29 protein-coding genes, 1 tRNA gene and 1 pseudogene are annotated in these 24,038 nt (G+C 72.3%); 11 read left to right on the plus strand and 20 right to left on the minus strand.

Annotation, left to right across the window (positions count from 1 at the left end; all coding sequences use genetic code 11):
• Positions 1-42: 42 nt before the first annotated feature.
• Positions 43-1,563, plus strand: coding sequence for an MFS transporter (locus ASD48_RS37915; protein ID WP_057606408.1), 1,521 nt, complete (start codon positions 43-45; stop codon positions 1,561-1,563).
• Between the two features lie 151 nt (positions 1,564-1,714).
• Positions 1,715-2,479, plus strand: coding sequence for a TetR/AcrR family transcriptional regulator (locus ASD48_RS37920; RefSeq protein WP_199876158.1), 765 nt, complete (start codon positions 1,715-1,717; stop codon positions 2,477-2,479).
• A 104-nt stretch (positions 2,480-2,583) separates the two neighbouring features.
• Here ASD48_RS37920 and ASD48_RS37925 read toward each other — a convergent pair whose 3' ends face one another.
• The 4 genes from ASD48_RS37925 to ASD48_RS37940 all read right to left on the minus strand — a co-directional run bounded on the left by ASD48_RS37925 (position 2,584) and on the right by ASD48_RS37940 (position 7,162).
• Complete coding sequence (locus ASD48_RS37925; protein WP_057606409.1) at positions 2,584-3,054, minus strand: PPOX class F420-dependent oxidoreductase; 471 nt, start codon at positions 3,052-3,054, stop codon at positions 2,584-2,586.
• A gap of 49 nt (positions 3,055-3,103) precedes the next feature.
• On the minus strand, positions 3,104-3,925 hold the full coding sequence (locus ASD48_RS37930) for a YceI family protein (RefSeq protein ID WP_057606410.1): 822 nt from the start codon (positions 3,923-3,925) through the stop codon (positions 3,104-3,106).
• 80 nt (positions 3,926-4,005) lie between these two features.
• Positions 4,006-6,621, minus strand: a complete 2,616-nt coding sequence (locus ASD48_RS37935; RefSeq protein WP_057606411.1) for an MFS transporter — start codon at positions 6,619-6,621, stop codon at positions 4,006-4,008.
• A 13-nt stretch (positions 6,622-6,634) separates the two neighbouring features.
• The gene (locus tag ASD48_RS37940; RefSeq protein ID WP_057606412.1) at positions 6,635-7,162 is read right to left on the minus strand and encodes a MarR family transcriptional regulator; all 528 of its coding nucleotides are present in this window, start codon (positions 7,160-7,162) and stop codon (positions 6,635-6,637) included.
• A gap of 629 nt (positions 7,163-7,791) precedes the next feature.
• On the opposite strand from ASD48_RS37940, the gene ASD48_RS37945 reads away from it, so the two are divergent.
• Complete coding sequence (locus ASD48_RS37945; protein WP_054242212.1) at positions 7,792-7,989, plus strand: hypothetical protein; 198 nt, start codon at positions 7,792-7,794, stop codon at positions 7,987-7,989.
• Between the two features lie 122 nt (positions 7,990-8,111).
• On the opposite strand, the gene ASD48_RS37950 is transcribed toward ASD48_RS37945, so the two are convergent.
• The 5 genes from ASD48_RS37950 to ASD48_RS44955 form a co-directional block, all read right to left on the minus strand.
• Positions 8,112-8,846, minus strand: a complete 735-nt coding sequence (locus tag ASD48_RS37950) for a hypothetical protein (protein WP_242432849.1) — start codon at positions 8,844-8,846, stop codon at positions 8,112-8,114.
• 147 nt (positions 8,847-8,993) lie between these two features.
• On the minus strand, positions 8,994-9,902 hold the full coding sequence (locus ASD48_RS37955; protein ID WP_020131315.1) for an RNA polymerase sigma factor SigF: 909 nt from the start codon (positions 9,900-9,902) through the stop codon (positions 8,994-8,996).
• 304 nt (positions 9,903-10,206) lie between these two features.
• On the minus strand, positions 10,207-11,139 hold the full coding sequence (locus tag ASD48_RS37960; protein WP_057606414.1) for an RNA polymerase sigma factor SigF: 933 nt from the start codon (positions 11,137-11,139) through the stop codon (positions 10,207-10,209).
• A gap of 219 nt (positions 11,140-11,358) precedes the next feature.
• The gene (locus ASD48_RS37965) at positions 11,359-11,652 is read right to left on the minus strand and encodes a Dabb family protein (protein ID WP_057606415.1); all 294 of its coding nucleotides are present in this window, start codon (positions 11,650-11,652) and stop codon (positions 11,359-11,361) included.
• Positions 11,653-11,670: 18 nt separating this feature from the next.
• Positions 11,671-11,847, minus strand: a complete 177-nt coding sequence (locus tag ASD48_RS44955) for a hypothetical protein (RefSeq protein WP_199876160.1) — start codon at positions 11,845-11,847, stop codon at positions 11,671-11,673.
• 182 nt (positions 11,848-12,029) lie between these two features.
• Between ASD48_RS44955 and ASD48_RS41400 the strand changes: the two genes are divergently transcribed.
• The gene (locus tag ASD48_RS41400; RefSeq protein WP_079074225.1) at positions 12,030-12,311 is read left to right on the plus strand and encodes a PLD nuclease N-terminal domain-containing protein; all 282 of its coding nucleotides are present in this window, start codon (positions 12,030-12,032) and stop codon (positions 12,309-12,311) included.
• Here ASD48_RS41400 and ASD48_RS37970 read toward each other — a convergent pair.
• The 4 genes from ASD48_RS37970 to ASD48_RS37985 all read right to left on the minus strand — a co-directional run bounded on the left by ASD48_RS37970 (position 12,293) and on the right by ASD48_RS37985 (position 14,019).
• A tRNA-Ser gene (locus tag ASD48_RS37970) sits at positions 12,293-12,377 on the minus strand. The genes ASD48_RS41400 and ASD48_RS37970 overlap by 19 nt on opposite strands.
• A 55-nt stretch (positions 12,378-12,432) precedes the next feature.
• The gene (tadA, locus tag ASD48_RS37975; RefSeq protein WP_054242215.1) at positions 12,433-12,864 is read right to left on the minus strand and encodes a tRNA adenosine(34) deaminase TadA; all 432 of its coding nucleotides are present in this window, start codon (positions 12,862-12,864) and stop codon (positions 12,433-12,435) included.
• A 50-nt stretch (positions 12,865-12,914) separates the two neighbouring features.
• On the minus strand, positions 12,915-13,469 hold the full coding sequence (locus tag ASD48_RS37980; protein ID WP_057606416.1) for a hypothetical protein: 555 nt from the start codon (positions 13,467-13,469) through the stop codon (positions 12,915-12,917).
• 346 nt (positions 13,470-13,815) lie between these two features.
• Positions 13,816-14,019 (minus strand): hypothetical protein, encoded by a 204-nt coding sequence (locus ASD48_RS37985; protein ID WP_079074236.1) that lies wholly within the window; start codon positions 14,017-14,019, stop codon positions 13,816-13,818.
• A 168-nt stretch (positions 14,020-14,187) separates the two neighbouring features.
• Here ASD48_RS37985 and upp point away from each other — a divergent pair, with 168 nt between their 5' ends.
• Positions 14,188-14,823 (plus strand): uracil phosphoribosyltransferase, encoded by a 636-nt coding sequence (upp, locus tag ASD48_RS37990; RefSeq protein WP_057606533.1) that lies wholly within the window; start codon positions 14,188-14,190, stop codon positions 14,821-14,823.
• Between the two features lie 140 nt (positions 14,824-14,963).
• On the opposite strand, the gene ASD48_RS37995 is transcribed toward upp, so the two are convergent.
• Together ASD48_RS37995 and ASD48_RS38000 are read right to left on the minus strand one after the other, a co-directional pair.
• The gene (locus tag ASD48_RS37995) at positions 14,964-15,623 is read right to left on the minus strand and encodes a LytR C-terminal domain-containing protein (RefSeq protein WP_242432850.1); all 660 of its coding nucleotides are present in this window, start codon (positions 15,621-15,623) and stop codon (positions 14,964-14,966) included.
• 156 nt (positions 15,624-15,779) lie between these two features.
• The gene (locus ASD48_RS38000; RefSeq protein WP_004943146.1) at positions 15,780-16,076 is read right to left on the minus strand and encodes a type II toxin-antitoxin system VapB family antitoxin; all 297 of its coding nucleotides are present in this window, start codon (positions 16,074-16,076) and stop codon (positions 15,780-15,782) included.
• 234 nt (positions 16,077-16,310) lie between these two features.
• On the opposite strand from ASD48_RS38000, the gene ASD48_RS45855 reads away from it, so the two are divergent.
• A complete protein-coding gene (locus tag ASD48_RS45855; RefSeq protein ID WP_057606418.1) occupies positions 16,311-16,598 on the plus strand; it encodes a helicase HerA-like domain-containing protein in 288 nt (95 codons plus the stop codon).
• Position 16,599: 1 nt separating this feature from the next.
• Positions 16,600-17,148, plus strand: a pseudogene (locus ASD48_RS45860) (helicase HerA-like domain-containing protein); the annotation flags it as partial.
• Between the two features lie 117 nt (positions 17,149-17,265).
• Here ASD48_RS45860 and ASD48_RS46090 read toward each other — a convergent pair.
• The 5 genes from ASD48_RS46090 to ASD48_RS38030 all read right to left on the minus strand — a co-directional run bounded on the left by ASD48_RS46090 (position 17,266) and on the right by ASD48_RS38030 (position 19,980).
• Entirely contained in the window at positions 17,266-17,388 is a 123-nt protein-coding gene (locus tag ASD48_RS46090; RefSeq protein ID WP_282438425.1) for a hypothetical protein, read from the minus strand.
• Between the two features lie 64 nt (positions 17,389-17,452).
• On the minus strand, positions 17,453-17,770 hold the full coding sequence (locus ASD48_RS44960) for a hypothetical protein (RefSeq protein WP_057606420.1): 318 nt from the start codon (positions 17,768-17,770) through the stop codon (positions 17,453-17,455).
• A gap of 77 nt (positions 17,771-17,847) precedes the next feature.
• Positions 17,848-18,522 carry an HdeD family acid-resistance protein gene (locus tag ASD48_RS38020; RefSeq protein WP_057606421.1) on the minus strand — a complete coding sequence of 225 codons (675 nt, stop codon included), beginning with the start codon at positions 18,520-18,522 and terminating at the stop codon, positions 17,848-17,850.
• A gap of 60 nt (positions 18,523-18,582) precedes the next feature.
• Complete coding sequence (locus tag ASD48_RS38025) at positions 18,583-19,212, minus strand: HhH-GPD-type base excision DNA repair protein (RefSeq protein WP_057606422.1); 630 nt, start codon at positions 19,210-19,212, stop codon at positions 18,583-18,585.
• A gap of 24 nt (positions 19,213-19,236) precedes the next feature.
• Entirely contained in the window at positions 19,237-19,980 is a 744-nt protein-coding gene (locus ASD48_RS38030; protein WP_057606423.1) for a siderophore-interacting protein, read from the minus strand.
• A gap of 78 nt (positions 19,981-20,058) precedes the next feature.
• Between ASD48_RS38030 and ASD48_RS38035 the strand changes: the two genes are divergently transcribed.
• Genes ASD48_RS38035 through ASD48_RS38050 form a run of 4 tightly spaced genes read left to right on the plus strand, consistent with a single transcriptional unit; the run spans position 20,059 to position 23,981 of the window.
• Positions 20,059-22,125 (plus strand): penicillin acylase family protein, encoded by a 2,067-nt coding sequence (locus tag ASD48_RS38035; RefSeq protein WP_057606424.1) that lies wholly within the window; start codon positions 20,059-20,061, stop codon positions 22,123-22,125.
• Positions 22,118-22,738, plus strand: a complete 621-nt coding sequence (locus ASD48_RS38040) for a GNAT family N-acetyltransferase (RefSeq protein WP_057606425.1) — start codon at positions 22,118-22,120, stop codon at positions 22,736-22,738. Before ASD48_RS38035 ends, ASD48_RS38040 begins: the two co-directional genes overlap by 8 nt.
• Positions 22,735-23,220, plus strand: coding sequence for a cupin domain-containing protein (locus ASD48_RS38045; RefSeq protein ID WP_057606426.1), 486 nt, complete (start codon positions 22,735-22,737; stop codon positions 23,218-23,220). The genes ASD48_RS38040 and ASD48_RS38045 overlap by 4 nt, the downstream gene beginning before the upstream one ends.
• Positions 23,217-23,981 carry an SDR family oxidoreductase gene (locus tag ASD48_RS38050; protein ID WP_107104498.1) on the plus strand — a complete coding sequence of 255 codons (765 nt, stop codon included), beginning with the start codon at positions 23,217-23,219 and terminating at the stop codon, positions 23,979-23,981. The genes ASD48_RS38045 and ASD48_RS38050 overlap by 4 nt, the downstream gene beginning before the upstream one ends.
• The last annotated feature ends 57 nt before the right edge of the window (positions 23,982-24,038 follow it).

A 24,038-nucleotide genomic window follows, 5' to 3' on the forward strand; every position in this document is an offset into this window, starting at 1 on the left:
ATTCTGTTGTACAGCGTACGGGGGAGTCCTACGGTGTAGAACATGCCTGAGTCCCCCTCCCCGCTCCCTTCCTCGTCCGCGCCCCCGTCCCCATCGCCGCCGGGCAACTCCCCAGGGCACCCCCAGCGCTGGCTGATCCTCGGTGTCATCTGCCTCGCGCAGCTCACCGTGCTGCTCGACAACACCGTCCTGAACGTCGCCATCCCCTCGCTCACCCGGGAGCTGGACGCGGCCACCGCCGACATCCAGTGGATGATCAACGCCTACTCGCTGGTGCAGTCCGGTCTGCTGCTCACCGCCGGTAGCGCCGCCGACCGCTACGGCCGTAAGAAGATGCTGGTCGCGGGCCTGGCGCTGTTCGGCGTCGGCTCGCTTGCGGCCGGTCTCTCGGAGACCACCACCCAGCTGATCGCGGCGCGGGCCGGCATGGGTGTGGGCGGGGCGCTGCTGTTCACCACCACCCTCGCCGTGGTGATGCAGGTCTTCGTGTCCGAGGAGCAGCCGAAGGCGATCGGCATCTGGGCCGCGGTGAACTCGCTGGGCTTCGCGGCCGGCCCGCTCATCGGCGGCTTCGTCCTCAATCACTTCTGGTGGGGCGCGATCTTCCTGGTCAACCTGCCGGTGGCGGCGCTGGGCCTGGTGGCCGTCGTCACCCTGGTCCCCGAGACGAAGAACCCGCAGGGCGATCGCCCCGATCTGCTCGGCGCGTTCCTGTCGACCGTCGGGATGACCTCGCTGGTCTTCTCGATCATCTCCGGCCCCTCGCACGGCTGGACATCGGCGAGGGTCCTGGTGAGCGCGGGGCTGGCGGTCGTCGTCCTCGCCCTGTTCGCCTACTGGGAGACGCGGATCCCGTACCCCATGCTCGATCTGGCGTTCTTCCGCGACCGACGGTTCACGGGCGCGGTCGCCGGCGTGGTGCTGGTCACCTTCGGAATGGGCGGCGCGCTGTTCCTGCTCACCCAGCAGCTTCAGTTCGTCCTCGGCTACGGCCCGTTGGAGGCGGGCCTGCGGACCGCGCCGCTGGCGCTGACTGTCGTGGCCCTCAACTTCACCGGACTGTCGGCGAAGGTGATGGCCAGGCTCGGTGGGCCGGTGTCGGTGCTGGTGGGGATGGCGCTGGTGGCGGGGGGCCTGACGGCCGTCGCCACGCTCGCCTCCGGCGGCTACTCCGGGATGCTGACCGGGCTGCTGCTCATCGGCGCCGGGACGGCGGTCGCCAGCCCGGCGATGGCCTACGCGATCATGAGTTCGATCCCGCCGGCGAAGGCGGGGGTGGGCGCGGGCGTCAACGGGACGCTGGCGGAGTTCGGCACCGGGCTGGGGGTCGCCGTGCTCGGCGCCGTGCTGAACGCGCGGTTCGCGGCGGTGTCCCTGCCGGTGGCGCTGGCGGCGGCGAACTCGGTGGCGGAGAAGGCGCGGGTGATCGACTCCTTCTCCTCCGGGCTGGAGGTCAGCCTCCTGATCGGGGCGGCCGCCGTGCTGCTGGGCGGGGTGGTGGCCGCGGCCCTGCTGACCCGGGCGGAGCGCGGCGACGAGCCGTCGGTGCCGTCGGTCGCGTGAGGACGGAGGCTCCGGCGTACCGAGCCCGTCGGCCCGTCGGCCCGTCGGAGCGCCCGAGTGCCCGAGCCGCATGTCAGGGCGGTCCCCCGCAGCGCGACGACGGGTCGCGGCCTAGCATCTTCCCCAGTTACCGGAAGGAAGGTGCCTTGCCATGGCCGAGACCGCCAAGGGCGCCGCGCATCACAGTGTGTGGCTGGAGGGCAGGGCGCGTCGGCGTGGCCGTGGCGGGGGGCAGCCCTCCGGACTGGACCGGGACCGGATCACCGAGGCCACCGTGCGGCTTCTGGACGCGGAGGGGCTCGCCAAGTTCTCCATGCGGCGGCTGGCGGCCGAGCTGAACGTGACGGCGATGTCCGTGTACTGGTACGTCGACACCAAGGACGACCTGCTCGAACTCGCCCTGGACAGCGCCTTCGGCGAGCTGACGGCGCTGCCCGACCCGACGGACGAGGACGCGGACTGGCGTGAGCAGCTGCGTGTGCTGGCCACGGAGTACCGCCGGCTGCTGGTCCGCCACCCGTGGCTGTCCCCGCTGGCCGGCAACTACCTCAACATCGGCCCGAACTCGGTCGTCTTCTCCCGGACGGTCCAGCAGGTCGTCCGCCGCACCGGACTGCCCGCGTACGGCATCACGGGCGCGATCTCGGCCGTCTTCCAGTTCGTGTACGGCTACGGCACGATCGAGGGCCACTTCTTCGCGCGGGTCGCGGACACCGGTCTGACCCCGGACGAGTACTTCCACCGGGCCATGACCGCGACGGCCGGCGCCCCGCAGACCGCCGAGATCATCGAGGAGTCGAAGGCCCTCATGGCGGCCCGCGGCGGCGACACGGTCGAGGAAATGATGAGCCGCGACTTCACCTTCGCCCTGGACCTGCTGATCGCAGGCATCGAGGCAATGGTGAAACGCGGCTGACCCCCCCGGGCTCCTGGCCCGGCGGGACCGGGACTCCCGGCCTGGTGGCCTGGGGGTTCCCCGGCCCGGGCGGGCTCGGGGCTCCTGGCCCGGCGGGCCCGCGCCTACTGGTCGGCGACCAGACGGGCCGGGAAGCCGCCTGTTGCGACCGGGCCCCAGCGCCGCGGTGTGATCCGGATGATCGACTTGCCCTGCTTCAGCATGGCCCGGCGGTACTCGTCCCAGTCCGGGTGCTCGCCGGCGATGTTGCGGTAGTACTCCACGAGCGGCTCGACGGAGTCGGGCGTGTCGATCACCTCGGCGTCGCCGTCGACCTGGACCCACGGCCCGTTCCAGTCGTCGCTGAGCACGAGCACGCCGACCCGCTCGTCCCGCTTGGCGTTGCGCGTCTTGGCCCGCTCGGGGTAGGTGGAGACGACGATCCGCCCGGAGTCGTCGACCCCGCAGGTCAGCGGCGAGGCCTGGGAGCTGCCGTCGGCGCGCCGGGTCAGCAGGATCGCGCGGTGCCGGGGCCGTACGAAGTCCAGCAACTCGTCCAGGGAGACCTTGGTGTTCGTCGCGATGTTCGGTGCCATGGCGCCAGCCTAGGCGCAGCGGTGCCCGTTCCGGCTGACCCTGGCGTGCCTACGCCTGGGGCAGCGCGTCGCCCTGCACCGCCTGGACGTCCAGCTCCACCTTCAGGGTGGTGCCGATGGCCGCGATGCCCGCCTGGACGACCTGGTTGTAGTTCATCGCGAAGTCCTCGCGGTGCAGCTCCGCCGTGGCCCGGAAGGCGGCCCGGGTGCCGCCCCAGGGGTCGGAGCCGGTGCCCAGGTAGGCGAGGTCCAGGTCGACGGGGCGGGCGACACCGTGCAGGGACAGCTCGCCGTGCACGGTCCAGCGGTCCGGGCCCGCCGGGGTCAGGCCGCCGGAGCGGTAGGTGATCTCCGGGTACGTCTCGACGTCCAGGAAGTCCGCCGAGCGCAGGTGGGTGTCGCGCATGGCGTTGCCGGTGTCGATGGACGCCGCCCGGATCACCGCGTCCACTCGGGACTTGGCGATGTCGTCCGGGGCGACCTCGATCACCGCCGAGAACTCCGTGAACCGCCCGCGCACGCTGGAGATGCCCAGGTGGCGGGCGACCGCGCCGACTGCGGAGTGCGCCGGGTCGACGGTCCAGGGCCCGGGAGGGGGCAGTTCGGTGCCGCCCCGCCGGGCCAGCGTCACGGTGCCCACCTCGGCGCGCCCGCTCGCCGTCACGATCGCGCTGGAAGCCGCGGGCGCGTACCCGACGGCCGTGACGATGACGGTGTACGCCCCCGGGGCGAGCGCGGTCGCGTCCCGTACGGCTCCCTCCCCGTCGGCCTCGGCGCGCAGCACCTGGCCGCCCGCCGTGTCGGTCACCGTGACGACCGCGTGCGACACGGCCCACCCGTCCCGCGTACGGATCTTCGCGGTCAGTCCCATCTCATGTACTCCTCGAACTGGAACCGGCCCGGTGCGGGGCGAAAACCCCCGCACCGGGCCGGAGCCGACAACTGCCGGAACTACTCGCCGGGGTGGGCGAGTTCGATGTCGTGGCCGTCGACGCCCGCGCCCGCCACGGTCAGCGCGGTGGCCACCGGCGGGTAGCCGGTCGCGATGACCGTGTACTCGCCGCCGTCGAGGTCGGCGAAGGCGTACGCCCCGTCGGCGCCGGTGGTGGCGGTGCCGGCCACGTTGCCCGCCGCGTCTACGAGCGTCACGCGCGCGTCGGCCAGCGGACCGTACGGCGCCCGGACGACTCCCCGCAGCTGGGCACCCGCTTCGAGGACGACCTCCGCGCGGGTCACACCGGTCGCGCCGATCTCGACGGGCAGGGCGCGCGGCCGGAACCCGACGGCGTTCACCGCGACGGTCACGGCGCCGGGTACCAGCTCGGCGAAGGAGAACTCGCCCTGCTCGCCGGTGGCCGCGGTGGCCAGCAGATCGCCGCGCACATCGGTGACGATCACCATCGCGTCCTTGACGAACTCACCGGACTCGGCGGCGCGCACGACACCGCTGAGGCCGCTGGTCCCGCTGAGCAGGATGTCGTACGCGACCGGCTCGCCGTTCACGACGATCGTGGAGGCCTGCGGCTGGAAGCCGTCGGCGGAGGCGATCAGCACGTACGAACCCGTGCCCGGCGCGTCCAGCCCGTAGGAGCCGTCGGCCTGCGCGACCGACCGGCCGAGCTGGCGTCCGGCGAGCGAGATCAGGGTGACGGCGGCCTGCGGGACGGGCGCGCTCTCCGCGCCGCGCACGAAGCCGTGCACCGGGATGCCGCCCGAGGGCGCCCGGAGGGGTTCGGCGGTGGCGACGGCGGCGAGCCGCTGGGTGCCCAGCGGGTCGGCCTCCCGGCCGGGCTCGGCGACCGCGGCCGTCTCGGCGACCGCCCAGCTGGGGACGTGCTCCTCGGCACGAGCCGTGACCGCGGCCGGAGCCGCGTCGGTCACGTCGGTCACGTCGGTCACGTCCGTCACGTCGGTCGCGTCGGCCGCGGACGGGGTGCCGGTCGTGGCCGGGATGTCCGTCTCCGTCGTGGCGGCCTGCGCCAGCGCGCCCTTGGTCCGCAGCGGGACCTCCTTGATGAACAGGGTGATGAGAAGGGCGAGCAGCGCCAGGACGGACGCGATCAGGAAGACGTCCGCAATGCCGTGGCCGTACGCGCTCTCCATGACCGTGCGCAGCGGCGCGGGCAGCTTGTCCATGTCCGGGATCGAGCTGGAGGAGCTCGAACCGGAGGCGAGGGAGGCGTACTTGGGGCCGAGGTCGGTGATGCCGTCCTTGGCGTAGTCGGTGATCCGGTTGGCCATGACGGCGCCCAGCGCCGAGACGCCCATCGCGCCGCCCAGGGACCGGAAGAAGGTGACCGTGGAGCTGGCGGAGCCGAGGTCCTTCGGCTCGACCTGGTTCTGCGTCGAGAGCACCAGGTTCTGCATCATCATGCCGACGCCGAGGCCCAGCAGGGCCATGAAGACGGCGGTCTTCCAGTAGTCCGTGTCGTAGCGGATGGTGCCCAGCAGACCGAGGCCGGCCGTGATGAGCACGCCACCGCTGACCAGCCAGGCCTTCCACTTGCCGGTCTTGGTGATGAACTGCCCGGAGACGGTGGAGGAGACGAACAGGCCGCCGATCATCGGGATCGTCATGACGCCCGACATCGTCGGGGACTTGTCCCGGGCCAGCTGGAAGTACTGGGCGAAGAACACCGTGCCGGAGAACATCGCGACGCCGACGAACATCGAGGCGATGGAGGACAGCGTGATGGTGCGGTTGCGGAAGAGACGCAGCGGGATGATCGGCTCGCTGGCCTTCGACTCGACGAGGACGAAGATCAGCCCGAGCGCGATCGAGCCGGCGACCATCGCGTACGTCTGCCACGACAGCCAGTCGTACTTGTCACCGGCGAAGGTGACCCAGACCAGCAGCAGCGACACCGCGGCGGAGATGAAGAACGCGCCGGCCCAGTCGACCTTCACGTCCCGCTTCACCGTCGGCAGGTGCAGCGTCTTCTGGAGCACGATCAGCGCGATCACGGCGAAGGGGACGCCGACGTAGAAGCACCAGCGCCAGCCGAGCCAGCTGGTGTCGGTGATGACGCCGCCGAGCAGCGGACCGCCGACGGTGGCGACGGCGAAGGTCGCGCCGAGGTAGCCGGAGTAACGGCCGCGCTCACGCGGCGAGATCATCGCGGCCATGACGATCTGGGCGAGGGCGGACAGACCGCCGACGCCGACGCCCTGCACGACACGGCAGGCGATCAGCATGCCGGGGTTCTGCGAGAGGCCGGCGGCCGCGGACCCGAGCACATAGATGACCAGCGCTATCTGGACGAGCGCCTTCTTCGGGTACAGGTCGGCGAGCTTGCCCCAGAGCGGGGTGGTCGCCGTCATGGACAGCAGGGTGGCGGTCACGACCCAGGTGTAGGCGGACTGGCCGCCGCCGAGGTCGCCGATGATCTCCGGCAGGGCGTTCGAGACGATCGTGGACGAGAGGATCGCCACGAACATCCCGAGCAGCAGCCCGGAGAGGGCCTCCATGATCTGCCGGTGGGTCATCGGAGCGGCCTCGGCGGAGCCGTGGGACCCTCCGCCGTGCTTCGCGTGAGCCCGCACACCGGCTGGTGTGGTCGTTGCCATGGGCTTCCTTTTCCTATGTTGCTTGTGCGGGTGTACGGGTGGTCTGTGTCTGTTCGCTTACGGGAACGGGAGGCGGTGGCACGGGCGGCGCCGGCGGCCGGTGCGTGACCGTCCGGCAGTCGCCGAAGCTGGCGCGCAGCCGGGTCAGCAGGGCGATCAGCCGGCCGACCTCGGCGTCGGTCCAGTCGCCGAGCCGTTCCGCCAGCAGCTCGGTGCTCCGGCGGGACAGTTCGACGAGCATCGCGTGGCCCTCGGGCGTGAGGTGCAGGATGCGGGAGCGCTTGTCCGCCGGGTCGGGGGAGCGTTCGATCCAGCCCCGGTCGGCCAGGTGCGCGGCATGTCGGCTGGTCACGGACATGTCGACGGCGAGCAGCTCGGAGAGAGCGCTCATGCGCATGTCGCCGTGGCGGCCGAGGAGCGCCAGTACGCCGGCCGAGCCCGCGGAACAGTCGGGCGGCAGAATCCGCCCGAGGTCGCGCTTCACCGCCCCGACGGCACTGAGCTGACGCGCCAGCTCCTCGTACTGCGCCTGCCCTGCCATCACACCTCCCAGTTTGTTGCTTAGGGCAACCATAGGAGCGGTTGGTTGCTACAGGCAAATAAAACCGCCGTGAGGCCCGCAAAAAGTTGGCAAAGGCAAGTATTGCGACGGTAAATGTCCAGGTGGGGGCGGTGCGGGTGCCCGATCCGGAGAGGTCGCGCGGTGGTCGGGGCGGGTGCCGTAGCGGGGCTTGGCAGAGGGTGCCCGGCGGCGGGCGTCCGCAGCGGCGGCTCGGCGGCGGGGGTGGCTGGCGCGGGCCGAGCCGCCTCCCGGAGTGGGGTGATTCGGTCCGGCTGGTTCCGGGGGCCCGGCGATTGTGTTGGGCCGTCTCCCAGGTGCGGGGTGATTCTGTTTGGGCCGTCTCCCAGGTGGGTGCACACGTCCGACCGGCGGTGCTCGGCGCGGTGCTCCGCGGTCCCCGGCGGTGCTCGGCGCAGTGCTCCGCGGTCCCCGGCGCGGTTCCCGGCGGTGCTCGGCGGTGCTCGGCGGATGCCGGGTGATGTGGTCGGCGCGAGCGCCGGGAGTGTCCCGGGTGTCCAAGTGGCCGGGCAGGGCCGGGGGGTTCCGGTCGTCCGGACTTCCCACCCCCACTTGGGCCGCCCCGCGCGTTTTCGCTAGTGTCTCGGCCCATGGCTAACACGCAGGGCCCCCAGGGCAACCACGACCCCGCCGGCAGCACCCAGATGTTCCGCGCGTTCGTCGACGACGGCGCCCCCCGCGCCGCCCAGCCGGCCCCCACCCAGTCCGGGCCCCGCATCGGCCTGATCGTCGGCATCGTCGCCGCGGTCGTGATCGTCGCGGCGGTCGCCTGGCTGGCGCTCAAGTAACCGCCGGCCGGCACCCGGACAGGGTGGCGGGATGACGGGATGAGCGAGCGCGTCGACCGCGGTGCGTCACAGCGGGGTCGGCGCGCACGCCCCCGTCTCTTCGTGTGTCCGGCGCCGCCCGCTCACTCCCACCGGACCGAGACGTCCCGCGTCTCGATGCGCATGCCCAGCGGTACGCGCCACGCGTCGACGCAGACGGTCCAGGTCTTCTCCCTGCGCGCCCCCGCGGCGATCGGCGTCGGGAGCGCGGCCGTCGACTCGCGGGTCGCCCAGTCGATGCCGATCGCGTCGATGACATGGGTCCCGAAGGTGACCGTGCCGGAACGCACCGCGGTGCCGCCGGAGTTGCGGAAGGTGAGGGTCACGTCCTCGCACCACCGCTGATCCGTGCCCGCGCGGACGGGAGCGCTCACGACCAGCGAGGCCGGTCCCGCGGGCGGGGTGCTCTGCGGGGCCGTGGGCGTGGGTGAGGGCGTGCCCGGTGACGTACTGCCCCCGGAGCCGCCCTCCGCGCCCCCCGAGCCGCCTCCGGCACCCGGGGAGCCGCCCGGGGAGCCTGAGGCGCCCGGGACGTCAGGGGCACCCGTGACGTCAGGGGAGGCGGTCGGTGGGGCGCCGGACCCGGCGCCGCCTCCCGCGGTGCCCTCCGGCCCCTGGCCGGGTGTCCCTCCCGCCGTGGCCCCCGGACCGGCCCGCCCCGCCGGGGACCCGCTCTCGTCGTCCAGCGGGACGAGCCGTACTCCGCCCGTCGGATCCGCCGAGCCGCCCGTCCGCTGGTCCGGGAACGCCGTGTCGCCCGCTCCGCCGACCGCGACGTAGCCGCCCGTGTGCCCGTCTCCCCCGCAGGCGGCCAGCATGCCGGCCGCCATCACGACGGCGGCCGCCGACGCGCCCCATAAGGCGCCCCGGCGGCCACGTGCCCGTGTCGGATCCCATGTCGGACTTCGCATCGCGCCAGTGTCGCTGACGCTCCGTCAGGAGGGAAGTCCCCGGGTCGAGTCCGGCTAGTCGGAGATCAGGCCCTCGCGCAGCTGCGCCAGGGTCCGGGTCAGCAGGCGGGAGACGTGCATCTGGGAGATGCCGACCTCCTCGCCGATCTGGGACTGGGTCATGTTGGCGAAGAAGCGCAGCATGATGATGCGGCGCTCGCGGGGCGGGAGCTTGGCCAGCAGCGGCTTCAGCGACTCGCGGTACTCGACGCCCTCCAGGGCCGTGTCCTCGTAGCCGAGGCGGTCGGCCAGGGAGCCCTCGCCGCCGTCGTCCTCCGGGGCCGGGGAGTCCAGCGAGGAGGCCGTGTAGGCGTTGCCGACCGCGAGGCCGTCGACGACGTCCTCCTCGGACACGCCCAGCACCGCGGCGAGTTCGGCGACCGTCGGCGAGCGGTCCAGCTTCTGGGAGAGCTCGTCGCTGGCCTTGGTGAGGGCCAGGCGCAGCTCCTGCAGGCGGCGCGGGACGCGCACCGACCACGAGGTGTCGCGGAAGAAGCGCTTGATCTCGCCCACGACCGTCGGCATGGCGAACGTCGGGAACTCCACGCCCCGTTCGCAGTCGAAGCGGTCGATCGCCTTGATCAGGCCGATGGTGCCGACCTGGACGATGTCCTCCATCGGTTCGTTGCGGGAGCGGAAGCGTGCCGCCGCGTAACGCACGAGGGGGAGGTTGAGCTCGATGAGGGTGTCCCGGACGTACATGCGCTCGGGGCTGTCCTCGGCGAGGGTGGCCAGTCGCAGGAACAGGGAGCGGGACAGGGTGCGGGTGTCGATGGCCCCTGTCGTGAGTACCGGGGCCGGAGCGGCCTCGGGGGCCGTGACGTCGTCGAGCACGTCGAGCACGGCGGGCTCGACGGGCGCGCTTGGCGCGGACTCGCTCTTTGTGAGCGTGAGCACCTCGGAGCTGCCCTGATCTGCGGACATGCCACCCCCTTTGGGTCGCGGGACGGTCGCGGCGAACATTCCCGCTTGAGGAACGTCAGCCTTCACCTGAATACCGGAGCCGAAGCCCCGGCAAACGCGCTTCCGGCAGAATGTCACATGTCGGCAACACGCTGTAGTGACATGTCGACATGTGAGTGACGAATCAGCCCTGGAAAGAGGGGGTCTGACGGCATTTCAGAGCAGATACGCCGGGAAGGGGTCGGGTGAGCGATTCGCTCTCGGCGGTGACGTCTCGCTCATGCTTCCGAGCCCTGATCGAGTGACGTGTCCTTCGGGTCCCGCGTCACGCCTCGATGCGGTTCGCCGAGCGAAGCCGCTGGAAGCTACGCGCGAGTAGCCGGGACACGTGCATCTGGGAGACGCCGAGTTCCGCACTGATCTGGGACTGCGTGAGGTTGCTGTAGTAGCGCAGGAGGAGGATGCGCTGCTCACGCTCGGGGAGTTGGACCAGGAGGTGGCGCACGAGGTCGCGGTGCTCCACGCCGTCCAGCGCCGGGTCCTCGTAGCCGAGGCGGTCCAGCAGGCCCGGCAGGCCGTCGCCCTCCTGGGCCGCCTCGAGCGAGGTGGCGTGGTACGAGCGGCCCGCCTCGATGCAGGACAGCACCTCGTCCTCGCCGATGCGCAGCCGCTCGGCGATCTCGGCCGTCGTGGGAGTACGGCCGAAGGCGGTCGTCAGGTCCTCGGTCGCGCTGTTGACCTGCACCCACAGTTCGTGCAGCCGGCGCGGTACGTGGACCGTGCGGACGTTGTCGCGGAAGTACCGCTTGATCTCGCCGATGACCGTCGGCATGGCGAACGTCGGGAACTGCACGCCCCGCTCCGGGTCGAAGCGGTCGATGGCGTTGATCAGGCCGATGGTGCCGACCTGGACGACGTCCTCCATCGGTTCGTTGCGGGAGCGGAAGCGGGCGGCCGCGTAGCGCACGAGCGGGAGGTTGGCCTCGATGAGCGCCCCGCGCACCCGGTTGTGCTCCGGCGTGCCCGGCTGGAGCTCCTTGAGCTCGCCGAAGAGCAGCTGGGTCAGCGCCCGGGTGTCGGCGCCCCGGCGCCGCTCGGGCGGCTCGACGGGCTCCGTGGGGGCGTCCGTGGGGGCTGCCGCAGGAGCTTCCGCACGGGCTGCCGTAGGGGCCTGCGGGACGGCTTCCAGGGCGGGCGCGGGGGCGGGTGCCGGGGGTGCCTCTTCCTGAGGCGGCGCAGTACTGGCCGACACGGTCAACGCCACCTCTTCGTCAGGTCAACATCGGTCAACTCATCCGTCAAAAGCGGTCATAGCATCACAAGACATGTGCACTGTGTGCAAGCACCCCATAACGCCGTGTTGAGGGAGAAGTTGAGCCGTGCACCCTGATGCCCGGCGTGCGAAAGCCCCCCGCTGTTCCCGCGGAGGGCTCCGAACTGACGAAAGGGCGGCGCGAGGAACGCCGGGAAGGGCGGCTCAGAACTCGTAGTCGGCGACCACCCAGGTGGCGAACTCGCGCCACAGGGCGACGCCCTCCTGGTGGGCCGGGTGCTCGATGTACCGCTTCAGCGCGTCCGCGTCCTCGACCGCCGAGTTGATGGCGAAGTCGTAGGCGATGGGCCGGTCGCTGATGTTCCAGCCCAGCTCCCAGAAGCGCAGCTCCTCGATCCGGCCGCCGAGCGCGCGGAAGGCCGCTTCGCCCTGCACGACCCGGGGGTCGTCGCGCTCGACGCCCTCGTTGAGCTTGAAAAGGACCAGGTGGCGGATCATGGGCACTCCCAGTGCGAGCTACTCGGCCCCGTCGGCCAGCCAGGTGAAGAAGTCCCCGATGGCCTTGGCGGCGTCCGATATGCCCTGGAAGCCTATCTGGACGTAGTCCGCCGCCTTCGCCGGGTCCGTGATGATCACGTAGAGCACGAAGACCACGAGTACGTAGACGGCGATCTTCTTGGCGTTCACCGCCACCTGGCCTCCCCTGTATGAGCCCACCCGGGCCTCGTTGACGGCGGCGAGTGTAACCGGAAGTGCGATTTTCACACCGCTTTTGAGTGTCCACGGCGGTTCGTGAACCGTTCGGGGGTCCTCGTCCGATGAGGGGGTGAACACCGGTACGTGCCGGGCGGAGTGAAGAAGGGAAGGGGAGGAAAATGCTGGGACTGCTGGAACCGCTGACCATCGCCCCGATGGTCCTCGTGACCCTGTTGTGCGTGGGGGCGTTGCTTGACTGCGTCCGCACCCCCGCGGAGCGCGTCCGGTACGTGCCGAAGCCGCTCTGGCTGCTCTTCCTGCTCAGCGCCCCGGTCGTCGGCGGCCTCGCATGGCTCCACCTGGGCAAGCACCCCGAGCCGCGCGAAAGCCCGGAGACACGACGAAGGGCCCGACTCACAGAGCCGGACCCTTCGTCCAGAAGCGGTAGCGGAGGGATTTGAACCCTCGGTGACTTGCGCCACACTCGCTTTCGAGGCGAGCTCCTTCGGCCGCTCGGACACGCTACCGAGGGAGACCTTACAGCAAGGCGGGCCCTGGTTTGAAATCGGTATTCGGGGGTGGTCAGCGGTCGCGGAAGAACTCCGTGAGGAGTCCCGCGCACTCCTCGGCGAGGACGCCTTCGACGACCTCGGGACGGTGGTTGAGCCGTCGGTCGCGGACGACGTCCCAGAGGGAGCCGACCGCGCCCGCCTTGTCGTCACGGGCGCCGTAGACGACCCGGTCCACCCGGGACTGCACGAGCGCGCCCGCGCACATCGTGCACGGTTCGAGGGTCACGACGAGCGTGCAGCCGGACAGCCGCCACTCGCCCAGCGCGGCGGCCGCCCGCCGGACGGCGAGCACCTCCGCGTGGGCCGTCGGATCGCCGCCGGCCTCCCGTTCGTTGTGGCCCCTGGCGAGGACCGTCGTACCGTCCGGAGCCAGCACGACGGCGCCGACCGGGACGTCTCCGTCCCGGGCGGCCAGCCGTGCCTCGTCCAGGGCCAGCCGCATCGCGGCCCGCCACCGGTCGCGTACGGGATCCGGCGCCGTTCGCGGTGCGGTCAGCGGACGGTCTCCAGAACCTCCGAGGCGCCCAGGGCGTCGGCGATCTCGGTGACCGCGTCCGAGGACAGCGACCTCAGCTCCTTCTCTCCGACGCCGAGGTCGTCGAGGATGCCGGCGTCGCCGACCGGGCCGTGCGGCACGGCCTCGGCCGAGCTGCCGTTCACGAGGCCGACGGCACCCTCGTCCTCGGTGTCGTCGGCCTCGTCCTCGTTCTCACCGTCCTCGGTGCCGTCGAGGTCGAGGGCGTCCAGGTCGTCGTCGTCACCCGGGTCCCTTCCGAGCAGTTCGTCGGTGAGCAGGATCTCCCCGTACGAGCTGCGGGCGGCGGCGGCGGCGTCGGAGACGAAGATGCGAGGGTCCTCCTCGCCGTCGATGCGGACGACCCCGAACCAGGAGTCCTCCTGCTCGATCAGCACGAGAACCGTGTCGTCGTCGGGAGAGGCTTCCCGGGCCAGGTCGGCCAGATCCGACAGGGTCTCCACATCGTCGAGCTCTGTGTCGCTCGCTTCCCACCCGTCTTCGGTGCGCGCGAGCAGTGCGGCGAAGTACACCGTGACTCTCCCACTGGTCTTAGGCGTGCCGGTTGGGGGTCCCCCCGGCGGAGGTTGCGGGCGGAGAGAGCTCAGGCTCCGAGCCCCACCCACTCGGAATCGTGGCAGAAACAAGGCCTCCAGGGGACATCTTCGGCTCCCTGTGTCCGGTGGTTTTGATCGCACGCCCACGAGTACGTCCATGAGCACGTCCATGAGGCATCCGTCGAGCGACTCACCAGTGCTCTCGTTGCCGCCACCAGCGGATCGTACGCGGCTTTGCCTCGCGCCCACGCACGCCCGCCCCACGCGACACCCGTGACGGTGGCGATCTTCCCCGTATGCCCCAAGTCCCGTACGGCTGCGGCTACCAGCGGAAGGTGCGCATGCGCATCGCGTGGCGCAGCCGGGCGGTCTTGGCACGGCGCGGCTGGACCCGGTCGCGCAGTTCGCGGGCCTCGGCCAGCTCGCGCAGAAACCGGGCGCGGCGCCGGCGTCGCTCGGCGTCGGTCTCGTCCGGCCGCGCCTTGTCCGGCGAGTCGTTGTCGGGCAGGTTGGGCAGCTCAGGCATCAGCACACCACTCCGGGTACCCCGCTCCGTCTCCTTACGTTTCTCCCACTTTCCCTCTGACGGGCGGTTTGACGCCAGCCAACGGCCCAACCTGAGGGCAAGCCGAGGCGGAGAGGTTCACTGAGAGTGGGGACGCCGGGCGGGTTCGGCCCGGTTACTGTTGTGGACATGCGTCTCCACGTCGTCGACCACCCTCTGGTCGCCCACAAGCTCACCACGCTGCGCGACCAGCGCACGGACTCCGCGACCTTCCGCCGGCTGGCCGACGAACTGGTCACCCTGCTCGCCTACGAGGCCACGCGTGATGTGCGCACCGAGCAGGTCGACATCAAGACGCCGGTCTCCCCGACCACCGGCGTGAAGCTCTCCCACCCGCGCCCGCTGGTCGTGCCGATCCTGCGCGCGGGGCTCGGCATGCTGGACGGCATGATGCGGCTGCTGCCGACCGCTGAGGTCGGCTTCATGGGCATGATCCGCAACGAGGAGACGCTCGAGGCGTCCACGTACGCCACGCGTATGCCGGAGAACCTCCTCGGCCGCCAGGTGTACGTACTGGACCCGATGCTGGCCACCGGCGGCACGCTGGTCGCCGCGATCCGCGAGCTGATCCGGCGCGGCGCCGACGACGTGACGGCCGTGGTGCTGCTCGCGGCCCCGGAGGGTGTCGAGCTCATGGAGCGCGAGCTCGCGGGCACCCCGGTCACCGTCGTCACGGCGGCGGTCGACGACCACCTGAACGAGCACGGCTACATCGTCCCGGGCCTGGGCGACGCGGGCGACCGGCTGTACGGCGCGGCCGAATAGGCCGACCGCCCGACCTCTTCGACCGCCCCTCCCGGACCGCCCGACCTCCGGACCTCCGGACCTCCCGAGCAGGCCGGAACATCGGGCTCGGACAGGCGGCGGCGGGCGGGGCGGGGCGGGTGTTGCGGGAAGGGCTGCTGCTAGCAGCCCTTTTTCGTGGACGCCGTCGGCTGCGGCGCGGCCAGGGCCGACAGCGCCTTGACCGAGGCCGTCGGGCTGGTCAGCGCCTTGAACTGGTTGCCGATGATCAGGTCGATGGCCGTGCCCGCGCGGGCCGCGTCGGTGCGGCGTTCGGCGGTGGTGAGCTGGGTGGCGAGCACCGGCAGCGAGGTGTTCAGCGAGGACGCGGGGCCGAGCAGTATCCCGGTGCCGGTGACCTTCTTGTCGTACTGCTTGGTGGCGTTGCCCACCTCGCCGATCTTGAAGCCGCGTTTCTTCAGCTCGTCCGCTGTGGTCTTGGCGAGGCCGCTGCGGGTGGTCGCGTTGAAGACGTTCACGGTGATCTGCGCGGGCTTGGGCGCCGTGCCGGCCACGGCTGCGGCGGCTGACGCGGAGGCCGCGGGGCTCGCCTTGGTCGCCTTCGTCGAGCAGCCGACTCCGGCGGCCGTGGCCGTACCCCCACCGCCCGTGAAGACGTCGATGAGCTGGAGGGTGCCCCAGCCGGCCACGCCGAGCACGGCGCCGCAGGCGACGACCACCACGACCAGCCTGCCGCGTCGTCGGTGGGGGCGCATGCGGGGGTATTTGTCCCCCGTGATCCGGTACTTGCCGCCCATGCCGGGGGGAGTCAGCATGCTCATGGGCGCAGCGTAGTGCGCCCGGGCGGCCGTGACGAATAAACGATCATCTGACACCGCTCGAGGCGCGGGAAAGCACCCGAAAGGGTCAACCCGAAGGGTCGGCCGGAGCCGGGGCGGGGGTCCTGACGGGGCTGCGGGTGGGGCTCCTGGCCGGGGTCAGTCCAGCTCGAGCACGCGCGCGTGCAGTACCTGTCGCTGCTGGAGTGCCGCCCGCACCGCGCGGTGCAGCCCGTCCTCCAGGTACAGGTCGCCCTGCCACTTCACGACGTGCGCGAAGAGGTCGCCGTAGAACGTGGAGTCCTCCGCGAGCAGGGTTTCCAGGTCGAGCTGCTGCTTGGTGGTCACCAGCTGATCGAGGCGGACCGGGCGCGGCGCGACGTCCGCCCACTGCCGGGTGCTTTCCCGGCCGTGGTCGGGGTACGGCCGGCCGTTTCCGATGCGCTTGAAGATCACACGGAAAGCCTACCGGTCCAGACGTTCCGGGCGCAGCCATGGAGACGGAGTGCGGCGCTGGAAAAGATGTGAGGAACGGGGGTAAAACGGAACGAGGGTCTGTCGATGAGTGAGCCGACGAGCGCCGCTGACATCGCCGCCGGGTAGGCCTTCGGCGGGCCCGCCCTCGACCTGGGCGCGCTCCTGTGGGACGGGAGGTGTCTGCCCGGGGCCCCCGTGCGCATCCCCCTTCCCATGCTGAACAGGCACGGACCGGTCGCGGGCGCCACCGGCACCGGGAAGACCAGGACACTCCGGCTGATCGCCGAGCGGCTCGCGGCGCAGGGCGTGCCGGTCTTCCTCGCCGACGTCGAGGCCGATCCGTCCGGAATCTCGGCGCCGGGCGCGGCGAACGGCCTGGTGCGGGGGCGGGCGGCGGAAGTCGGCCGGAAATGGACGGCGACCGGCTTTCCGGCCGAGTTCTACGCCCTCGGCGGCCTCGGCCACGGCATCCCGCTGCGGGATTCTTCTCGACGTTCCTGATGTGGCCGCCGGCCGATCTCTTCCACGGCCCGCCGAGATCGGCGACGCCGACAGGCCCAGGCTCGTCGTCGTCGTCTTTTTCTTCTTCTTCTTCGACGAGGCGCACCTGCTCTTCTACGACGCCTCGAAGGCGTTCCTCGACTCCACGACGCGGACCGTCCGGCTGATTCGCTCGAAAGGGGTCGGCGTGTTCTTCGTCACGCAGACCGCGAAGGATGTGCCCGGTGACGTCCTGGCCCGGCTCGGCAACCGGGTCCAGCACGCCCTGCGGGCCTTCACGCCGGACGCCCAGGAGGCTCTCAAGGCCACGGTGAGGACGTTCCCGGACTCCTCCTACGACGACCTGGAGGAGCCGCCACCGGGCTCGGTACCGGCGAGGCCGTTGTGACCGTCCTCGGTGAGCGGGCGCCCCGACGCCGGTGGCCGCGACCGGCTGCGTGCCCCCGAGTCGCTGATGGGGCCGGTCGGTGACCCCGTCCTCGGCCGGGCGGTGCGGGAGTCCCCGCTGCGCGAGCGGTATGCACAGGCTGTGGACAGAGAATCCGCGTTCGAGGAACCGGCGGCCCGGCCCGCCGGGCGACCGGAGTCACCGCGGGCGACGCAGGACTCGCGAGGGACGGGCCCGGCACGGCCCGGCGGAGGCGGTGGTCCCGCCTCCGCCGACCGGTCAGCGGTCCCGGTGCTCCGGGGACCGCTGCGGCTTCGCTTCCTTCACCTGCGGTTTCTGTGTGCTGCGCGCGGCTTCCGCGCGCAGCAGGGCGCGCAGGATCGCGTACGGATCTGTGGGCATGACTCTTTCCCTCGCATGTTCCTTGCGTGAGCGTGATCGCCGACGGGCCTGGGAACGGCGTCCGTCAGCAGCGCAGGACCACGGTGCGCAGGGCGTGCAGGGCGTACGAGGGCCGGGACGGCGCGGGGCGCGGCCGGTCCGCGGGGACACCGGGCGCCGGGGCCGGGAGAGCCGCGGGGCGCGGCGGGGCGGCGGGGCGCGGCGCGCGGGGGGCCGGTCGCAGCGCCGTGTCGACGACGTCGTACTCGGCGATCGCGGCGATCTCGGCGGCGACGGGTGCCGCCGACACCTCGGCGGCCGCGCCCGGCACCAGGAGGGCGAGCAGCAGCACGAGCGTCCGCAGCCAGGTCCGGCTGCGGGGGAGGCGTGCTGCGGGGCTCATGAGAGGTCATCTCCCCGCGACACGCCCTGGGTTCAGCATGCCGGGGCTCGGATCCGCCCGTTCGGCGGACAACCGGCTCACACGGTGTGCGGCACCTGGCGGGCCCGGCTCCGGATGCGCAGCGCGGTGACGATCTCGACGGCGCCGACCGCCACCAGCCAGACACCGACGACGAAGGTGAGGACGCCTACCGACTCGAAGGGGGCGTCGATCAGGACGATCCCGGCGACGAAGGTGACGATCCCGAGGAAGATCTGCCAGCCGCGGGCGGGCACGGTGCCGTCGTGGGCGGCGGCCAGGATCTGGGTGACACCCCGGATCAGCCAGCCGATGCCGATCCACAGCGCGAGCAGCAGGGTCGACTGCATCGGGCCGCGGAAGCAGAACAGGCCCAGCACGAGCGACAGCGCGCCGCTGAAGAAGGCGAGGACGCGCAGCGAGGTGGCCTTGTGGGTGCCGAAGGCCGACGCCAGCTGGAAGATCCCGCTGATCACCAGATAGAGGCCGAAGAGGATGCCGGCGGCGAAGAGCGAGGCGCCCGGCCAGACCAGCACCAGGATGCCGAGGATCAGGGAGACGACGCCGGTGAGCAGCACGATCTGCCAGGCGGCCCGGGAGAGGGCGTGCAGGGGGCCCTCGAAGGGCGGCTCGGGCTCGTGGTCGTGTCGCTGCTCGTGCGCGGGGCGGCGGCTGTGGACCTTGCGGTCGTCGTACTCCGGGCCCCAGGAGGAGCCGGTCGGTGGCTCGGTCATGTCCCAGGCTGAGACCGGGTGGCGGTGGCCCGCCACCCGGGCGGGCCACCCGACTTACCCCTACCGCTTCGCGGCCCCGTCCGCTCCCCTCGCCTTCTCGGCCTTCTCGGCCTTCTCCGCCTTGGCCGCCGCCTTCATCTCCTGCTTGTGTGCCCGGACCTTCGTCAGGGATTCCGGGCCGGTGATGTCGGCGACGGACCGGAAGGACTTCGGTTCGCCGTAGGCACCGGCCGCCTCCCGCCAGCCCGTGGGCCGCACGCCGAGTTGCTTGCCCAGCAGCGCGAGGAAGATCTGCGCCTTCTGGCTGCCGAAGCCCGGCAGTTCCCGGAGCCGCGCGAGCAGCTCCTCGCCGGTTTCCGCGTCCTTCCAGACGGCGCCGGCGTCCCCGTCGTAGTGCTCGACGAGGTACTGGCAGAGCTGCTGGACGCGCTTGGCCATGGACCCGGGGTAGCGGTGCACGGCCGGCTTCTCGGAGAGCAGCGCGGCGAAGGCCTCCGGGTCCTGGGCGGCGATGTCGTGCGCGTCCAGGTCGTCGGCGCCGAGCCGGTCGGCGATCGTCCGGGGGCCCTTGAACGCCCACTCCATCGGAACCTGCTGGTCCAGCAGCATCCCGACCAGCGCGGCGAGCGGGGACCGCCCGAGGAGCTCGTCGGCCTCGGGGTCCTGGGCGAGGTGAAGGGTGACGTCCATGCGTCGATGATCCCGCCTGGGCCGTCAGCTCGCGCGCCAGTACCCCAGCGCGTGCAGCCGCTCCTTGGGGAGGCCCAGCTCCTTGCGCAGATAGGCCGACAGCGTCCGGGTGGTGCGGGTGTCGCAGGCGATCCAGACGTAGGGGTCGGGGGTGGCCGTCAGCAGGGCGGGCAGTTCGGCCTTCACGCGCTCGAGGAGATGGGCTCCCGAGTCCACCCGGGGCACGTGCCGTATCTCGTGGCGGGCGGGGTCGGTCCGGAAGGGGAGGCCGTGCGCGGCGTCGGGCGAGCCCTCGAACCAGACGGTCGCCGGGGCGGAGCCGAGAGCCTCTTCGCCGTCGCCGAGCAGGGAGTTGATGGCGGGCAGGGAGGCCGGGTCGCCGATCACGAGGACGTGCGAGGGGGCCGGGGCGGGCCGTTCGAAGCCGGTGCCCTGGACGGTCGCCTCGATGGTGTCGCCGGGCTTCGCCGCCCGCGCCCAGTCGCTGGCCGCGCCCTCGTGCAGCGCGAACTCCAGGGCGAGGGTGCCGGCCGCCGGGTCGGGGTCGACCAGGGTGTAGGCCCGCTGGTGCGGCCGGCCCGCGTTCTCGAACCAGAGCCGGATCCAGATCGTCGGGTGGACACCGGTGGCGGCGAGCAGCCCGCCGTCCGAGAGGAGCAGCCTGCGGTATTCGCCGGTGACCTCCTCCACGCCCGTGACCGTGAGCGTGAAGTCCTTCGCACGCATCAGTCTGAGGACCGTGCCCTCCCAGCCCCGCCCCTGCGCCATGCCCTCTCCACCCCTCGCGTACGATTTCGGCACAACCTACTTAGGCAAGCCTAACCTAAAGCAAAAAGGGGCCAGAGGGTGACCACCGAGATCTACCGTGACGCCTGGGGCGTCCCGCATCTGCGTGCCGACAGCGCGCTCGCCCTCGCCCGCCTCCAGGGATCGGTCACCGCCCGCGACCGCGCCTGGCAACTGGAGGTCGAACGGCACAGGGCGCGCGGTACCTCGGCGTCCTTCCTCGGCTCCGAGGCCCTCCCCTGGGACCGGTTCGTACGCCGCGCCCGCCTCGACGACACGGCGAGACGCTGCTTCGACGAACTCGCGGGACAGGACCCGGAGACGGCCGACTGGGTCCGGGCCTACGTCGACGGCGTCAACGAGGGGCTGGCCGCCGGCGAAGCCCCCGAGTTCGCCCGGGTCGGCCTCGCGCCCGGCCGCTGGGAACCCTGGACCCCGCTCGCCGTCTGGCTGGCCACGCACATCCTGTTCGCCGGGTTTCCCGCCAAGCTGTGGCGCGAGGAGGCCGCCCGGCACCTAGGCCCCGAGGCGGTCGGGCTGTTCGCCACCGACGGGCCCGGCAGCTCCGGCAGCAACGGCTGGCTGGTGGAGGGGGCGCGGACGGTCACCGGGCACGCGGTCATCGCCGGCGACCCGCACCGCTTCATCGAGGACCCCGGCGTCTACCAGCAGATCCGCCTGGCCTGCGACGAGTTCGACGTCGTCGGGCTCGCCGTCCCGGGTGTCCCCGGCATCGCCCACTTCGGCCACACCGGCACGGTCGCCTGGGCCATCACCAACGCCATGGCCGACTACCAGGACCTCTACCGCGAACGGCTGCGCCGCACCGGCGCGGGCGTCGAGGCGCTCGGCCCGGACGGCACCTGGCGGCGGGTCGCCCGGCACACCGAACTCGTACGGGTGGCGGGCGAGGAGAGCGTCGAGGTGGAGGTGCTGGAGACCGAGCGGGGCCCGGTGATCGCGGGCGGCCCGGAAGGCCTCGACGACGGCACCCCGCTCGCGCTGACCCTGCGCCACCCGCCCCGCGTCACCGCCGACCTGGGCTTTCGGGCACTCCTCCCGCTGCTGCGGGCCCGCCGGGTCGCCGACGTGGACCGCGCCTTCGACCTCTGGGTCGAGCCCGTCAACGTCGTCCAGGCCGCCGACACCGAGGGCGGCCTGCTGCACCGGGTCGCGGGCCGTGTGCCGCTGCGCGCCGGGGCGAACGGCACCCGGCTGGTGCCCGCCTGGGAACCCGGTCACGAGTGGACCGGCTGGCACGAGATGCCCCGCGCGGGACTGGCCGACGGCGTCGCGGTGATGGCCAACCAGCGGGGCCCCGCCGCGGGGCTGGGCGTCGAGTTCGCCCCGCCGCACCGCGCCGACCGCATCCGGGCGCTGCTGGCGGAGCGCCGGCGGTGGTCCGCGTCCGACATGCCGGCCATCCACACGGACACCCATCTGGCCTCCGCCGCGCCCCTGCTGGACCGGCTGGCCGCCCTCGACGACCTGACGGGACCCGCCGCCGAGCTCCGCGACCGCCTGCTGAGCTGGGACCGCCGGATGGACGCCGACAGCCAGGACGCGGCACGGTTCGCGGCCCTGCGCAGCGCCCTGGTCCGCCGGCTCGCCGCCCACCCGGCCTTCGCGGCCCTCACGACACCGCCCGCCTACCCGGAGGTCTTCCTCCCCTGGCTGGCCCTCCTCCCGCGCATCGGCTTCGCCCTCGAACACCTCCTGCGCGCCGAGGAGCTGTACGGCATCGACCGGACGGCACTCCTACGGGAGGCCGTCGAGGAGGTCGCCGGCCTGCCAACCGCCCGCTGGGGCGACACCCACCGCCTGGCCCCCTGGCAGGCGCTGCCCGACCCCGGCCGGCAGGCCCCGGCCCTCGCCGGCGACCACGACTGCGTGCTGTGCACCTCGGCCGTGCCCGGCTGGACCGACCTCGCCGCGCGCGGCCCGGCCGCCCGGTACGTGTGGGACCTGGCCCGCCGCGAGGACAGCCTGTGGGTCGTCCCGTACGGCGCGTCCGGCCTCCCCGACCACCCCCACCACCACGACCAGCTCCCCCTGTGGCTCAAGGGCGAACTGGCCCCGGTCGTCACCGACTGGGCACGACTGACGAAGGAGAGCGACGATGAGTGACCGCCAGGACGGCCGGTACGTCCGGGATGCCTACGTGCACGAGCAGGTGGTCGACGGGTTCGGGACCGTCGGCATCCGGCCGCTCGACGCCGAGGGCGACGCGGACGTCGTCCACGGATGGGTGAGCGAGGAGCGGGCCGCGTTCTGGGGCATGAACGGCCTGACGCGGGACCAGGTCGCCGAGACCTACGCCCACATGTCCGGCCTCGACACCCATCACGCCTTCCTGACCGAGCTGGACGGCGAACCGGTCGCCCTCCTGCAGACCTACGAGCCGACCGAGGACCGGGTCGGCGAGTGCTACCCGGTCGAGCCCGGGGACATCGGCGTCCATGTGCTCATCGCACCCCCCGGCGGGCGCGGGGCACGTCCGGGCTGGTCGGCGGCGCTGATGGGTGCGTTCGCCTCGTACGTGCTGGTCGGACTGGACCGGACGCGTGTCGTGGTGGACCCCGATGTGCGCAACGAGAAGGCGGTCGCCCGTTTCCTCCGGCAGGGCTTCGAACGGGGGCCGGTCGTCACGCTGCCGGAGATCGACCTGCCGGACGTGTACCTGCCGGAGAAGAAGGCGCAGCTGGCCTTTCTGCGCCGGGAGGTAGCGTTCCCCGGGTGACCTCACCCCCCACCCCCGAAGACCTCGTCGCGCACTACGGACTGGAGCCGATCCCCCGCGAGGGCGGCCTGTTCCGCCGTACCTGGGCGGGTCCGGAGGGGCCGGACGGCCGCCCCGCCGGCTCCGCGATCGTCGCGCTGCTCACCGCCGACGACTTCTCGGCCCTGCACCGCCTGCCCACCGACGAGGTCTGGCACCACTACCTCGGCGACCCGCTCACGCTGCTGCTGCTCGCCCCCGACGGCACCTCCCGTACGGAGGTGCTCGGCCCGGACGTCCTCGGCGGGCAGCAGCCGCAGCTCACCGTGCCCGCGCGCACCTGGATGGGCGCGCGGGTGGCCGCCGGGGGCGCCTGGACCCTCTTCGGCTGCACGATGGCCCCCGGCTTCACCTACGGGGACTACGAACACGGCGACGCGGCCGACCTCACGGCGCGGCACCCGGACCGGGCCGCCCTCATCGCGGAACTGTGCCGTCCATGACGTTGCTGGCGGGCCGGGTGGCCCTGATCACGGGTGCGGGCGGCGGTATCGGGCGCGGCATCGCGCTGCGGTTCGCCCAGGAGGGCGCGGCGGTGGCGCTGCACTGCCGTACGGGCACCGAGGCGGCCCACGCGCTCGCCGAGAGGATCGCCGACGAGGTCGGCGCACGGGCCGTCGTCCTGGCCGGCGCCGACCTGACCGTCGAGGACGAGTGCCGAAGGGTGGTGGCCCGGGCCGCCGAGTGGGGCGGCGGGCGGCTCGACGCGCTGGTGAACAACGCGGGCGTACAGCCGGTGCAGGACCTGCCCGGGATGTCGGCGGCCGACTGGCGTGCGGTCGTCGACACCAACCTGACCAGCGTGTTCGCCTGCACGCAGGCGGCTGCGGAGGTGATGCGGGGGCGCGGGGGCAGCATCACGCACATCGCCTCCGTCGAGGCGGCGGCGCCGGCGCCCGGGCACGCCCATTACGCCGCCTCCAAGGCGGCCGTCGTGCTGCACGCCCGGGCGGCGGCACAGGAGTACGGGGCGTACGGCGTCCGCGTGAACACGGTCTCGCCCGGGCTGATCGACCGGGAGGGGCTGGCCGACGCGTGGCCCGAGGGGGTGCGGCGGTGGCGGAAGGCGGTCGCGGTCGGCCGGCTGGGCCGCCCGGAGGACGTCGGCGACGCCTGCGTCTTCCTGGCCTCGCCGCTCGCGTCCTGGATCACCGGACACGACCTGGTGGTGGACGGCGGGGTGTCGGCCCGCCCGACGTGGTGAACCGGATGTCCCGTGCATGCGTACGTATCCCCGAGCACACGAGTCTCGAGTCCCAGG

Origin of the sequence: Streptomyces sp. Root1310 (genome assembly GCF_001426425.1) — a bacterium.
Classification (GTDB): domain Bacteria; phylum Actinomycetota; class Actinomycetes; order Streptomycetales; family Streptomycetaceae; genus Streptomyces.

Coding starts and splice junctions, on each gene's coding strand:
- ASD48_RS38040 (WP_057606425.1), top strand. CDS start 22,118: ATGAGTGACCGCCAGGACGGCCGGTACGTCCGGGATGCCTACGTGCAC.
- ASD48_RS45855 (WP_057606418.1), top strand. CDS start 16,311: ATGCTGAACAGGCACGGACCGGTCGCGGGCGCCACCGGCACCGGGAAG.
- ASD48_RS38030 (WP_057606423.1), bottom strand. CDS start 19,980: ATGGCGCAGGGGCGGGGCTGGGAGGGCACGGTCCTCAGACTGATGCGT.
- ASD48_RS38025 (WP_057606422.1), bottom strand. CDS start 19,212: ATGGACGTCACCCTTCACCTCGCCCAGGACCCCGAGGCCGACGAGCTC.
- ASD48_RS38020 (WP_057606421.1), bottom strand. CDS start 18,522: ATGACCGAGCCACCGACCGGCTCCTCCTGGGGCCCGGAGTACGACGAC.
- ASD48_RS37915 (WP_057606408.1), top strand. CDS start 43: ATGCCTGAGTCCCCCTCCCCGCTCCCTTCCTCGTCCGCGCCCCCGTCC.
- ASD48_RS37920 (WP_199876158.1), top strand. CDS start 1,715: ATGGCCGAGACCGCCAAGGGCGCCGCGCATCACAGTGTGTGGCTGGAG.
- ASD48_RS44960 (WP_057606420.1), bottom strand. CDS start 17,770: ATGAGCCCCGCAGCACGCCTCCCCCGCAGCCGGACCTGGCTGCGGACG.
- ASD48_RS37925 (WP_057606409.1), bottom strand. CDS start 3,054: ATGGCACCGAACATCGCGACGAACACCAAGGTCTCCCTGGACGAGTTG.
- ASD48_RS37955 (WP_020131315.1), bottom strand. CDS start 9,902: ATGTCCGCAGATCAGGGCAGCTCCGAGGTGCTCACGCTCACAAAGAGC.
- ASD48_RS37935 (WP_057606411.1), bottom strand. CDS start 6,621: ATGGCAACGACCACACCAGCCGGTGTGCGGGCTCACGCGAAGCACGGC.
- ASD48_RS37985 (WP_079074236.1), bottom strand. CDS start 14,019: ATGCCTGAGCTGCCCAACCTGCCCGACAACGACTCGCCGGACAAGGCG.
- tadA (WP_054242215.1), bottom strand. CDS start 12,864: ATGCGGCTGGCCCTGGACGAGGCACGGCTGGCCGCCCGGGACGGAGAC.
- ASD48_RS37995 (WP_242432850.1), bottom strand. CDS start 15,623: ATGAGCATGCTGACTCCCCCCGGCATGGGCGGCAAGTACCGGATCACG.
- ASD48_RS37930 (WP_057606410.1), bottom strand. CDS start 3,925: ATGGGACTGACCGCGAAGATCCGTACGCGGGACGGGTGGGCCGTGTCG.
- ASD48_RS37940 (WP_057606412.1), bottom strand. CDS start 7,162: ATGGCAGGGCAGGCGCAGTACGAGGAGCTGGCGCGTCAGCTCAGTGCC.
- upp (WP_057606533.1), top strand. CDS start 14,188: ATGCGTCTCCACGTCGTCGACCACCCTCTGGTCGCCCACAAGCTCACC.
- ASD48_RS46090 (WP_282438425.1), bottom strand. CDS start 17,388: ATGCCCACAGATCCGTACGCGATCCTGCGCGCCCTGCTGCGCGCGGAA.
- ASD48_RS37965 (WP_057606415.1), bottom strand. CDS start 11,652: ATGATCCGCCACCTGGTCCTTTTCAAGCTCAACGAGGGCGTCGAGCGC.
- ASD48_RS38050 (WP_107104498.1), top strand. CDS start 23,217: ATGACGTTGCTGGCGGGCCGGGTGGCCCTGATCACGGGTGCGGGCGGC.
- ASD48_RS37950 (WP_242432849.1), bottom strand. CDS start 8,846: ATGCTGGCCGCCTGCGGGGGAGACGGGCACACGGGCGGCTACGTCGCG.
- ASD48_RS37945 (WP_054242212.1), top strand. CDS start 7,792: ATGGCTAACACGCAGGGCCCCCAGGGCAACCACGACCCCGCCGGCAGC.
- ASD48_RS41400 (WP_079074225.1), top strand. CDS start 12,030: ATGCTGGGACTGCTGGAACCGCTGACCATCGCCCCGATGGTCCTCGTG.